Here is an 11,637-nt window from a genome sequence, read left to right on the forward strand (position 1 = left end):
GAATAGGAACTTCAAATCCATAGCTGAATTTGTAAAAAAGCTTTAAAGTTCACCATAAATATCTATCCAATATTCAAAGAGATGACTTAACCTATTTTGCTAAACTTATCACTCAGCTTTGATCATCAATAAAATTATAAATAAAAGGAATTTAAACCGATGCTTTATCAGATCAAACTGCCTTTCCTATTTAACACCCTGCTGTGTATAGCATTTACACAAAGTGCATGTGCAACACCTCAGACAGGCAGTTCTCTAAAATCAAGCTATCAGTCATTTGTTCCGAAAAATTGGAAAATTTTGGAAACAGCGCAAGGCGATTTAAATCAGGACGGTCAAGCAGATCTAACGCTGATTATTGAAGATACTAATCCCGAAAACTTTGTTGCAAATGCAGGTGTAGGCAATCATGTTCTGAATAGAAACAAACGAAAACTTTTGATTTTATTCAAGCAAGAAAATGGTTATCAGCTTGTAGCTAGTAATACTACTTTGCCAACCGAAGGTGATGTAGAGTCGCCTTGCCTCGCTGATCCACTTGGTGAATCCGAAGCCTTAAGCATTCAAAAAGGTGTACTTCGGGTTCATTTACATTACTGGCTAAGCTGTGGTTCATGGTATGTCACCAATCATACTTATACCTTTCGATACCAGGATAATGCTTTTAAATTGATTGGCTATGATGTAGATGATTTTCACCGTGCCTCGGGTGAGAGTACAGCACGAAGCATTAACTTTTTAACAGGCAAGGTAAAAACTACAACAGATGAAAATGAATTTGCAGAACAGACACAACCTGCCAAAGTTCAATGGTCTACCTTAAAACACCGCTACGCACTGAAACTTGAACAGGTTCAATTCAACCAGCTGAAAAAGTTTGAATAAAATTAAATATCACAAACTCTTTCAAACTGAGAATTACAGCTTAAAGCGCTTCTAAAATTCGAATCTTTACGCTCTCAACCGCACCTTTAGTGGCCTTAGCATGCTGCTGCATATTTACACTATGCATGTGGGTTTCCAGATGCTGAATGCTTTCCCATTTTTCAAACATCATGATTGAAAAAGGCACTTTAGTCTGTAATCGGCTCTCAACCGCTGGATGATCAATATAGACATCATAAAGATGACAGCCTGGCTCTTGTAATACCTGTGTGCGGATGTTGTTAAATGAATCCAGCACTGTTTTCATATCTTGTTCCGAATGACAGATGATTTCAGCAATAACGGTTAGCATGGTCATATCTCCTGATTAAGCAAAAATTTGAGTTAAATGTTCACGATACTGTGCGATATACGCTTCAACTTCAGGAGCTTTAATTACATCATTCACAATAAATGTCGGTAAAGCCTGCATCCCCAGGAATTGGTTGGCTTTATGAAAAGGTAGGTAAACGCCATCTACACCCACGCCATGAAAAAACTGCTCGGTATCCGTAAACGCATCCATGGGTGCATTCCAGGTAAGAGATAACATATAGTTTTTATCGTGAATCAGGCCACCTGAGCCATATTTTTTTGAAGCATCTGAACGTGAGCGACCATCATTTGCATACAGGCTGCCATGCCCTTCGGTAAAAACATCATCAATATACTTTTTTACTGACCACGGCGCACCCATCCACCAGCCTGGCATTTGGTAAATGACCGTATCTGCCCAGAGGTATTTTTCCACTTCTGCTTTTGCATCATATTCACTATCAGCACGAGTCACCTGAACCTGATACCCCAGCTTTGTTAATACTTCTTGTGCCAGTTCGGCCAAAGTATCATTTAACTGACCATTCGAATGGGCAAAAGCTTTAGCACCATTAATTAATAAAATATTTTTCATAGGAAGAACCTGAAACCAAAAATTTATGCAGGCACTATATAGACTCTGCTTATTGCTAAAAAGTAGTAAATCTGCAAATCATTATTGACTAAATATCAATAATCACTTTGGAAGCAATAAAAAAAGCGCCCTATGGCGCTTTTTCAAAATTTTGAGATTAAGGAATCAAACCTTCATCACGCATTGCAATCTGTACAGACTGACGTTCTGCAACTTTATTGCGGATATGAATAATATTTTTATATGGACTCAGATCATGCTCAATCTGGTTCGACCAGTTGGTCAGAACAAACAGGTAAGCATCTGCCGGACCGAAATTATCATCGACCAGATAATCATTGTCCGATTCACCAATGGCCTTATCGATATAACTCAATAAACGGTCAATTTCTGCATAGGCTTTTTCTTTGGCTTCATCTGATAATTTTCCAGTGAAGAATACAGCATAAGCATCATGCAGTTCTGAGTTGAGATAACCTAACCACTCCAGCACTTTGGCACGTCCCATGCCAGAAGGTGGAATTAGATCTTGTTTTGGATCGTGTTGAGCAAGAAACGGTAAAATTGCAACATTTTCTGTAAGAATTAAACCCGGATTAATTTCTAATGCTGGTACATAACCCTTTGGGTTAATTTCGTAATAATCTGCACCTTTTTCTGTTTTATGGGTTTTTAAGTCAACACGTTCCAAATCAAAATCGACATTAATTTCATTTAAAATAATATGAGCTGCCAAAGAGCACGCGCCTGGCGAATAGTAAAGCTTCATTTCTGATCCTTGTTATACACTTCTCAATGTTTTAAATCGCTTCTGACAAACTTTCAAGTGATCAAACCTGTAAATTGCAAAAAAGCGTAACTGTCATTCAGCACAGTTACATATCCAATATTGAGGAATTTACAGGCTTTTGCAAGTCAATCTTGTGTAGATTTTTATCTGTATCTGTTTAAGATACGCAGGTTCTCAAAATTTAGATGATATTTCGTGATTAACCTGAAAAAAGAAGAATGGTTTTCCAATATCCGGACTGATGTACTGGCAGGTCTGGTGGTTGGACTGGCCCTGATTCCTGAATCTATTGCCTTTTCTGCGATTGCAGGTGTCGATCCGCAAGTCGGCTTATATGCCTCTTTCTGTATTGCCGTGTCCATTGCCTTTTTCGGTGGTCGTCCTGCTATGATTTCTGCGGCGACTGGTGCAATGGCACTATTGATGATTACGCTGGTCAAGGATCATGGATTGCAATATCTGCTTGCAGCTACGATTTTGACTGGAATCATTCAGGTGATTGCTGGCTTTTTTAAAGTTGCCAAACTGATGCGTTTTGTGTCGCAGGCTGTGGTGTATGGTTTCTTGAATGCCCTCGCGATCCTGATTTTTGTGGCACAAATCCCGGAAATTAACCGGATGGACAGTACGGGTTATCTATTCATTGCAGTAGGTTTGGTAATCATCTATCTGTTTCCTTATATCCCGAAAATCGGTAAAGCCATTCCATCACCTCTGATCTGTATCATCGTGCTAAGTGCACTTGCGTTATTGCTTGGTGCGGATATACGCACCGTGAGCGATCTGGGACAGTTTCCAGATACCTTACCCGTCTTTCTTCTTCCAGAAATTCCACTAAATCTGGAAACTTTGCAGATTATCCTGCCTTATTCCTTTACTTTAGCCACTGTAGGTCTGCTTGAAAGTATGATGACGACTACAGTGATTGATGAAGTTACTGGAACTGAAGGTGATCGACATCAGGAATGTCGTGGTCAGGGTATGGCCAATATTGTCAGCGGTTTTATGGGCGGAATGGCCGGTTGTGCCATGATTGGTCAGTCGATTATCAATGTCTCTTCAGGTGCACGTACCCGTTTATCCACTCTAGTGGCTGGGGTGTTTTTACTATGTCTGGTGGTCTTCCTGAAAGACTGGCTGGCTTATATTCCTATGGCAGCACTGGTAGCCATTATGATTATGGTATCATTTACCACCTTCCAGTGGGGTGCAATCAAACAGTTTGGCAAGCATCCGCTAGAATTTAATACCGTGATGATTGCTGTGATAATTGTCGTGCTTGCTACTCATAATCTGGCGCTCGGTGTATTTGTCGGTGTATTGCTCTCTGCTCTGTTCTTTATTAATAAGCTGGAAAGAACTGTACATATATCGACTTATTTGCATAAGCCTAATTCACGTAGCTATATAATTTCTGGACAGATCTTTTTCAGCAGTACAGAAAAGTTCTACCAGTTTTTTGATTTTAAAGAAAAACTGGATCATGTTGAGCTGGATCTGACGCATGCACATATCTGGGATGTGACTTCAGTAAATATGCTCAATAATGTGATCCAGAAGTTTAAAGCCCAAGGCATAGACGTGACTGTGATTGGTTTAAATGAAGCCAGTAGCACTTTAATCGACCGTTTTAGTACCTGATCAAGCTTGATCTATAAAAGAGCCAACTGGCTCTTTTATTTTGTCTGAGATCTCTGGCTCGATTTTTATGGAGAAATACCGAGAAAAGTTTGACTTGCACCGCTCAGGACTTAAAATACCGCATTCTGAATTTTTAGATTTGCCAAAATTATGTCGAACGATCAATTAGACCAGCAAGTCGTGGAGCTGGACAATTTAAGCGAGCACCGTGAAATTGTGACGTTTATGCGCCGCTCAGCGCCATTAAATACCTCTCAACGTACTGCGCTTGAACAATATGGTCACTTAATTTTGGAATATCCGGTAGGTGATTTGCGTCAGTATTTTGAACATCCTGAACGTCCGCTGACTGTAGAAATCGGTTTTGGTATGGGCCGCTCTCTGGTACTCATGGCTAAAGCGAATCCAGAGCGTAACTTTGTCGGAATCGAAGTGCATGTACCGGGTATTGCGCAGTGCGTGTATGAAGCAGGTATGGCTGGCGTGACGAACTTACGTGTATTGGATGCTGATGCGATTCAGGTACTTCGTGAAATGCCAGACAATAGCATCAACACCGTTCAGCTGTATTTCCCTGATCCATGGCAGAAAAAACGTCACTTTAAACGCCGTTTTGTATCTCATGACCGCATGCCATTGGTTGAGCAAAAACTGGAACTTGGCGGTACTTTCCATGCTGCAACAGACTGGGAACCGTATGCTGAGTGGATGCTGGAAGTTCTAGAAGAACGTCCACGTTTAGAAAACCTGGCAGGTAAAGGCAACAGCTACCCTCGCCCTGAATGGCGCCCACAGACCAAATTTGAACGTCGCGGAATCGAAGCTGGCCACAAGATTAATGACTTTATCTTTAAGAAAATTTCTTAATATCTATAAGTCTAAAAAGCGCTGATTATTCAGCGCTTTTTTTATTAGGTCTGATGGCGTTCTAAAATCTGCTGACTGAATAATTTATATACATCTGCCAAGTCTTGTCGCTGAGACTGCTCTAGCATCTGCTGATGCATATTCAGAATATTCTGATCACCACGCATCGCAGGTCCAGTCTGCCCCTGGCGTGGATCATTTTGCGTCGCTTTATGGGCTGTTTCCAGAATCAATGGATAAAGCAGGCTAAAGTCTACCTGCTGTGTATCTACTACCTGCTTGGCCATGTCATAACAGTAGTTGCTAAAATTGCAGGCAAACACCGCAGCTAGATGCAAGCTCAAACGTTGTTCTGAACTATATTGATAAACTCGTTTACTTAGGCTATTTGCTAAATGAATTAGAATTTTTTGATCTTCTGGATCAGATGCTTCAATAAATAAAGGCGTATTTTCCCAGTCAATTTCACGTTCCAGACTAAAGGTTTGTAATGGATAAAAGACGCCAGACTTTGCATGTACATCTGCTAGAACATTCAGGTGAGTACTGCCCGAAGTATGGACAATCAGTACATCTTGCGAGTAAGGATGGACTTGTTTGATGACATTAGCAATTGATTGATCACTCACGGCAATGATCATCAAATCAATATTCTGATTCAGATTCTCAAGGTGAGCGATAGCTTGCGCTTTAAATTGATCAGCCAGTTGCTGTGCTTTATCCAGAGTCCGGCTGTAGATCTGTACAATTTCATGTTGTGCTGACAATACACGGGCAAGATGATAAGCCACTCGTCCTGCCCCAATGATACTAATCCGCATTCATCAATATTCCTGAATCATTGCGCACAGCATGCCAATAAAAAAAGGATGAATCAATTCATCCTTTTGCTTTTGAACCGGATTTAGAATTTACGTAAGGTCAGAATCTGTTCACTACGACCGAAAGGCCCGTGAATATCATGCAGCACACCACTGGTGAGACCAATCCCATCTTCACCATACTGTTGCACCACTTCCAGCCCCAGCCATTCACCTTGCGGCAGACGGTACATATGAATCTGTAAATCCAGATTTGGAAATCCCCAGCCCGCATTTGGATCCTGACGCGGCACAATGCCATTGGCGGTATCTACCATACCAAGTAAACGACTAAAATCTGTAGTCGGTTGTCCTTCTACCATATCCAATGAATTTCTAAGCCAGACAATGCCTTTGCCTGCACGATGGTCGGCATGTGCACGGGTTTCAATACTTTGAATATAACCACCCGGCCAGCAACTCATACCCTCCCAAACCGGTAAAGAATCAGGGTTTTCAATCGGAAAATCTTCAATACCTGCAATGGTCCGGCTATCCGAAGTCAGCATCCTCCAGGCACGAGCAACGATACAGGTTTTTCCATTGGCACACATTTCCGCCTCAATCAGTTCAATAGTTTTGCCAGGACGGATCATGCGTGTAGTAATAGAAAAATCACCAAATGCAATCAGCCCAAAAATATCCAGTCCAACCCGGCCAATGCGCATTTCTGATCTAGGCTGAAACTGTTCTAGTTCAACACATAGAATACCGGTTGCCGGTGCCATGTGCTGTTCATGAGGATTCCACGCACCTTGGGCATGAATATTGGAACGATAATAGGCAGTAGTACTGCCATCTGTATGCTGCTCGCGCTGGATCAAACTATAATATGCTGACATTTTTCTTAAACTTCCTTGATTATTCTCTTAAACTTTAAAATTCATATAAAGTTTCATGATCTTTATTTTCTGAGTAAAAAACCATAATAATTCATGATTTGACTATAAATTCTGCGCTGTTTAAATCCGACTTTTGTTAAAAGTTCATTTGAATCTTCTACTGAAATCAGGAAAAAGTCCTGCTGCAATCTGGCCAGCATATTTTCGCTTTGCTGCACACTAAGTCCGGTTTGCTGTGCCATTTTTTGCATCACCTTTAATTCATTCTCACCTTCTGGCTGCATCAGATCATAGGTCAATGCGATCCGGCCAGCTTTAAGGCTCTGATAGATAGCCTGAAAAAAATCAGATTTCTGAGGTTCAGGAATAAAATGGGCGACTAAAATAGCAAGTGCAGCATCGAAAGTATCCTGCTGATCCAGTTCCTGAGTGGTGCACTGTATAAACTGAACTCGTTGTTCAGCTCCAATAGAAGCCAGCTGCTTCCTTGCCTGCTCAAGCATTGCAGCGGAAGGATCAATCGCAGTAAATGTCCAGTTTGGATGCTGTTGCAATAAATAAGATAGCTCATAACCAGTTCCACAACCGACTACTAAAATATGTGCAGTTTCTTGAAGTTCAATGCTGAGTATTGCTTCAATCTGCTGATGCACCAGTTCATAGCCAGGAATCAGTTTACGGATATGATCATCATAACTTGCGACCACCACTTCACTGTGAAAGTTTTTTGCCATCTGTTTACTCTGAATTCTGATTATTGAATTAGTGCTGAGAAAGATTTTTTTAATGCGGAATCTATAAAAAAAATTTTATTTTTCATCATCTTGTCTTGAACTTTTCCTCATTTTAATCACGTGACAGGCGACATGGATGTCGCCATTTTGCTGAGGGACATGGAAGTCCCTTCAGCAAAATAAAGGGCTTTTGCTTACTTTTGGCCCATCAAAAGTAAGAAAAGCCTGCACGTTGATAGTGATGAGTTCCTTCCAATTGAGGCAATGCAAGCATTAAATACCACACTACCTCCCGTAATAGACTGAAATTGCTATAATTTAAGCAATCTCTTTCAGATTTAATTCTTCACGCATAAATTCACGCAACTTGAACTTCTGTGCCTTACCTGAAGCTGTCATCGGGAATTCATGGAAGAAACGCACATAACGCGGCACTTTGTTATGCGAGATATGCTCGGCACAATACTGGCGAATGGCTTCTTCGGTACATGGGTCATTTTCATGCAAGATGATGCAAGCACAAAGCTCTTCACCATATTTATGGTCTGGCACGCCAATCACCTGCACATCCGACACCGCTGGATGGGTATAAAGGAAATCTTCAATTTCTTTCGGGAACAGGTTTTCACCGCCACGAATCACCACATCCTTGATACGACCCTTGATTTTGACAAAGCCTTCATCATCCATTTCAGCAATATCACCGGTATGCATCCAGCGCGCAGCATCAATGACTTCCTGCGTCTTGTCCTGGTCCTCCCAGTAACCCAGCATCACGGAATAACCACGCACACAGAGTTCACCCAATTGACCGCGCGGCACCACCTTGCCATTTTCATCGACAATTTTAACTTCCAGATGCGGATGGACACGGCCAACTGTACTGACACGACGCTCAACACTGTCTTCTGTTGAACTTTGTGCACTTACCGGTGCTGTTTCAGTCATGCCATAACAGATGGTAATTTCGGACATATGCATCCGCTCAATCACGCGCTGCATAATTTCCTGCGGACACGGGCTACCCGCCATAATGCCGGTACGCAGGCTCGTCAGATCAAACTCATCAAACTGTTCATGTTCCAGCACAGCAATAAACATGGTCGGTACGCCATAAGCTGCCGTACATTTTTCTTGTTGAATGGCTTTTAGGGTTTCCAGCGGATTAAATACGGCAGATGGATAAATCATGGCTGAACCATGGGTAATACAGGCCAGATTGCCCATTACCATGCCAAAGCAGTGGAATAGTGGAACAGAAATACAGACACGGTCTTCTGAACTTAAGTGAATCGCTTCACCGACAAAGTAACCATTATTTAAAATATTGTTATGGGTCAGCATTGTACCCTTAGGGTTACCTGTGGTGCCTGACGTAAACTGGATATTGATGGTTTCATCGAACTGCAAATCAGTGGAGATCTGTTGCAGTTGTTCCAGTTCTTGAGCACTTGGTGTAGGCATTAAATCCTGAAAACGATGAATGCCAGTATGCTGCTGCTCATCAATTTTAATGACATGCTTTAAATGTGGGAGACGCTCTGCATTCAGTAATTTATTTTCAGCCTGTTTTAATTCAGGCGCAATTTTGGTCAGGATTTCCTGATAATCCGTGGTTTTAAACTGCGATGCAATGATCAGTCCCTTACAGGACACTTTATTCAGGACATATTCCAGCTCATTGCTTTTATAGGCCGGATTCAGGTTAACCAGAATAATGCCTGCCTTGAAAGCTGCGAACTGGGTAATAGTCCATTCCACACAGTTCGGCGACCAGATTGCCAGACGGTCACCTTTTTGCATACCCAATTTCAGCAGCTGACAGGCAAAGGCATTGACCTGATCCTGTAGCTGCCGATAACTCAGGCGTATGTTCTGATGCATGCTGACGACTGCATCGCGATCTGCATATTGTTCGCAAGCCTGATCAAATTTTTCACCAATCGTCATGCCCAATAAAGGCTGGCTACTGGTTCCATAGGCATAGCTTAACCGTACTTGTGTCATTGAATCGATCTCCTTGATTCTTTGTAATTCTGATTTTCAACTTTACTAATTGTTTTATGACCATGACGACCTTGTCTATGTGCCTGTTTTTGTGCGTCTATGCTGCTGAATTTCCCTCCTGTCGATGTACTGCGTTAACACAAAAATCGGCAATCTGTTTGACAAAGTGATCCTTGTAGTTCTGATCAAACATCACATTACGGGACGGATTCAAAGGTTCAATCACGACAAAGGTCATGGCACCGACCACGCCCAAAGCTGCCGTATTTAAATCTTCAAACTCGAACTCTCCATTCACCTTTCCTTCGGCCAGGATTTCCTTAATGCTTTGTTTAAGCAGCTGTTTACTGCGAAAACGCTCATGCTCCATTTCCGGATCAACCGGTTCAAACATGAGTGAATACGCCAACTGGGGGCTATTCATGGCTCGTTTCACAAAAGTTGTAACAGATTTTTGCAATTTCAGTTTTGGCGACAAATCCGATCCGGCAATGGAAACAAGAATTCCAACTTCGTGCTGAATCGCTGCCGACAAAACCTCAATCAAAATCTGGCTTTTGTTTTCAAAATATCGATATACCAGCCCTGTAGAAACGCCTGCGCGTTCTGCAATCGCCTGAATCGACGCCTCTTTAAAGCCCCCTTGAGTAATCAGTTCACGAGCAGACTGTAAAATCGACAAACGATTTTGTTCCATTCGTTCCTGCATCAGTGATGATCTTTTATAACTCATAATCTTATTCTCAACCAGATAAAATGAATTGTAAATCATTTTGTGAATATAGGTTCACTTTTTTAATTTTTCGTTGTATGTTAAAAAAACAAGCACAACAAAAATGCTTTTGGACACAACAAATATAATCTCAGGATGGATGAAGAATGAATTTACAAAGCTTAGATTTCGGTTTGGATGAAACTCTTATTGCGCTTCGTGATTCAGTGGCCGCATTTTGCGCCAAGGAAATTGCCCCAATTGCCCAGCAAGTTGACCGTGACAATGAATTCCCGGCTCACCTTTGGAAAAAATTTGGTGATATGGGCCTACTTGGTTTAACGGTCAGTGAGGAATATGGCGGTACCAATCTGGGGTATCTGGCCCATATTATTGCCATGCAAGAAATTTCCCGTGCTTCAGCATCCATTGGTTTGTCCTATGGCGCCCATTCTAACCTATGTGTTAACCAAATTAAGCGAAATGGTAATGAAGAACAGAAGCAGCGCTACCTGCCAAAACTGATTTCTGGCGAATATGTCGGTGCACTGGCCATGTCTGAGCCGAATGCCGGATCAGATGTAGTCAGCATGAAACTGAAAGCCGAAGATAAAGGCGATCATTATCTACTCAACGGGTCCAAGATGTGGATCACTAACGGCGGTGATGCCGATGTACTCGTTGTCTATGCTAAAACCGATTTACAAGCTGGCGCCAAAGGCATGACTGCCTTTTTGGTTGAGAAAAATATGCCAGGTTTTAGCCACGGCACCCATTTGGACAAACTGGGTATGCGCGGTTCCAATACCTATCCCCTGTTTTTTGACAATGTCGAAGTTCCGAAAGAAAACGTGCTTGGCGGTGTCGGCAATGGGACTAAAGTTCTGATGAGCGGTCTGGACTATGAACGTGCGGTTCTCAGTGCTGGTCCATTAGGCATTATGGATGCCTGCATGGATACTGTGATCCCTTATATTCATGACCGTAAACAGTTTGGTCAGGCACTGGGTGAATTCCAGTTAATGCAAGGCAAAATTGCTGACATGTACTCTACCTGGCTGGCATGTAAGGCCCTGGTGTATGCCGTTGGTGCTGAATGTGACAAGGCTGATCATAGCCGTAGCCTGCGTAAAGACGCTGCCAGTGCCATTTTATATGCCGCTGAAAAAGCGACCTGGATGGCAGGCGAAACTATTCAGACCCTAGGTGGTAACGGTTATATCAATGAATTTGCTGCAGGCCGTTTATGGCGCGATGCCAAACTCTATGAAATTGGCGCCGGTACTTCCGAAATCCGCCGCATGCTCATTGGCCGTGAGCTCTTCAACGAAACAGCCTAAACATTAACAC

Annotated in this window: 12 protein-coding genes; 4 read left to right on the plus strand and 8 right to left on the minus strand. The window is 42.2% G+C overall.

Annotated features, from left to right (window positions below; genetic code table 11):
• The first annotated feature begins 159 nt into the window (after positions 1-159).
• A complete protein-coding gene (locus tag AC4MCC_RS09230) occupies positions 160-885 on the plus strand; it encodes a hypothetical protein (RefSeq protein ID WP_419374921.1) in 726 nt (241 codons plus the stop codon).
• A 40-nt stretch (positions 886-925) separates the two neighbouring features.
• Here AC4MCC_RS09230 and AC4MCC_RS09235 read toward each other — a convergent pair whose 3' ends face one another.
• The 3 genes from AC4MCC_RS09235 to AC4MCC_RS09245 form a co-directional block, all read right to left on the minus strand.
• The gene (locus AC4MCC_RS09235) at positions 926-1,237 is read right to left on the minus strand and encodes a putative quinol monooxygenase (protein ID WP_419374920.1); all 312 of its coding nucleotides are present in this window, start codon (positions 1,235-1,237) and stop codon (positions 926-928) included.
• 15 nt (positions 1,238-1,252) lie between these two features.
• Positions 1,253-1,834 carry an NAD(P)H-dependent oxidoreductase gene (locus AC4MCC_RS09240; protein WP_491880793.1) on the minus strand — a complete coding sequence of 194 codons (582 nt, stop codon included), beginning with the start codon at positions 1,832-1,834 and terminating at the stop codon, positions 1,253-1,255.
• Positions 1,835-1,991: 157 nt separating this feature from the next.
• Positions 1,992-2,603, minus strand: coding sequence for a glutathione binding-like protein (locus tag AC4MCC_RS09245; RefSeq protein WP_004782472.1), 612 nt, complete (start codon positions 2,601-2,603; stop codon positions 1,992-1,994).
• Positions 2,604-2,819: 216 nt separating this feature from the next.
• Between AC4MCC_RS09245 and AC4MCC_RS09250 the strand changes: the two genes are divergently transcribed.
• Both AC4MCC_RS09250 and trmB read left to right on the plus strand, forming a co-directional pair.
• Positions 2,820-4,265 carry a SulP family inorganic anion transporter gene (locus AC4MCC_RS09250; protein ID WP_419374918.1) on the plus strand — a complete coding sequence of 482 codons (1,446 nt, stop codon included), beginning with the start codon at positions 2,820-2,822 and terminating at the stop codon, positions 4,263-4,265.
• 150 nt (positions 4,266-4,415) lie between these two features.
• Positions 4,416-5,132, plus strand: coding sequence for a tRNA (guanosine(46)-N7)-methyltransferase TrmB (gene trmB / locus AC4MCC_RS09255; RefSeq protein WP_125279238.1), 717 nt, complete (start codon positions 4,416-4,418; stop codon positions 5,130-5,132).
• Positions 5,133-5,176: 44 nt separating this feature from the next.
• On the opposite strand, the gene AC4MCC_RS09260 is transcribed toward trmB, so the two are convergent.
• The 5 genes from AC4MCC_RS09260 to AC4MCC_RS09280 form a co-directional block, all read right to left on the minus strand.
• The gene (locus AC4MCC_RS09260) at positions 5,177-5,953 is read right to left on the minus strand and encodes a Rossmann-like and DUF2520 domain-containing protein (protein ID WP_419374917.1); all 777 of its coding nucleotides are present in this window, start codon (positions 5,951-5,953) and stop codon (positions 5,177-5,179) included.
• Positions 5,954-6,036: 83 nt separating this feature from the next.
• Positions 6,037-6,834 (minus strand): thioesterase family protein, encoded by a 798-nt coding sequence (locus tag AC4MCC_RS09265; RefSeq protein WP_491885167.1) that lies wholly within the window; start codon positions 6,832-6,834, stop codon positions 6,037-6,039.
• Positions 6,835-6,896: 62 nt separating this feature from the next.
• Entirely contained in the window at positions 6,897-7,568 is a 672-nt protein-coding gene (locus AC4MCC_RS09270; RefSeq protein ID WP_491885168.1) for a class I SAM-dependent methyltransferase, read from the minus strand.
• Positions 7,569-7,886: 318 nt separating this feature from the next.
• Positions 7,887-9,575: an AMP-binding protein gene (locus AC4MCC_RS09275; RefSeq protein ID WP_491885169.1), complete on the minus strand. Its 1,689-nt coding sequence runs from the start codon at positions 9,573-9,575 to the stop codon at positions 7,887-7,889.
• Between the two features lie 97 nt (positions 9,576-9,672).
• Positions 9,673-10,308 carry a TetR/AcrR family transcriptional regulator gene (locus AC4MCC_RS09280; protein WP_004782481.1) on the minus strand — a complete coding sequence of 212 codons (636 nt, stop codon included), beginning with the start codon at positions 10,306-10,308 and terminating at the stop codon, positions 9,673-9,675.
• 146 nt (positions 10,309-10,454) lie between these two features.
• Here AC4MCC_RS09280 and AC4MCC_RS09285 point away from each other — a divergent pair, with 146 nt between their 5' ends.
• Positions 10,455-11,627 (plus strand): isovaleryl-CoA dehydrogenase, encoded by a 1,173-nt coding sequence (locus AC4MCC_RS09285; RefSeq protein WP_004782484.1) that lies wholly within the window; start codon positions 10,455-10,457, stop codon positions 11,625-11,627.
• Positions 11,628-11,637 lie beyond the last annotated feature (10 nt).

It is taken from the genome of Acinetobacter sp. CAU_H_56 (assembly GCF_058599425.1).

Bases quoted from the DNA above. Each gene is read 5' to 3' on its own strand.
- AC4MCC_RS09260 (WP_419374917.1), bottom strand. From the start codon at position 5,953: ATGCGGATTAGTATCATTGGGGCAGGACGAGTGGCTTATCATCTTGCC.
- AC4MCC_RS09265 (WP_491885167.1), bottom strand. From the start codon at position 6,834: ATGTCAGCATATTATAGTTTGATCCAGCGCGAGCAGCATACAGATGGC.
- AC4MCC_RS09245 (WP_004782472.1), bottom strand. From the start codon at position 2,603: ATGAAGCTTTACTATTCGCCAGGCGCGTGCTCTTTGGCAGCTCATATT.
- AC4MCC_RS09275 (WP_491885169.1), bottom strand. From the start codon at position 9,575: ATGACACAAGTACGGTTAAGCTATGCCTATGGAACCAGTAGCCAGCCT.
- AC4MCC_RS09230 (WP_419374921.1), top strand. From the start codon at position 160: ATGCTTTATCAGATCAAACTGCCTTTCCTATTTAACACCCTGCTGTGT.
- trmB (WP_125279238.1), top strand. From the start codon at position 4,416: ATGTCGAACGATCAATTAGACCAGCAAGTCGTGGAGCTGGACAATTTA.
- AC4MCC_RS09240 (WP_491880793.1), bottom strand. From the start codon at position 1,834: ATGAAAAATATTTTATTAATTAATGGTGCTAAAGCTTTTGCCCATTCG.
- AC4MCC_RS09280 (WP_004782481.1), bottom strand. From the start codon at position 10,308: ATGAGTTATAAAAGATCATCACTGATGCAGGAACGAATGGAACAAAAT.
- AC4MCC_RS09285 (WP_004782484.1), top strand. From the start codon at position 10,455: ATGAATTTACAAAGCTTAGATTTCGGTTTGGATGAAACTCTTATTGCG.
- AC4MCC_RS09270 (WP_491885168.1), bottom strand. From the start codon at position 7,568: ATGGCAAAAAACTTTCACAGTGAAGTGGTGGTCGCAAGTTATGATGAT.
- AC4MCC_RS09235 (WP_419374920.1), bottom strand. From the start codon at position 1,237: ATGCTAACCGTTATTGCTGAAATCATCTGTCATTCGGAACAAGATATG.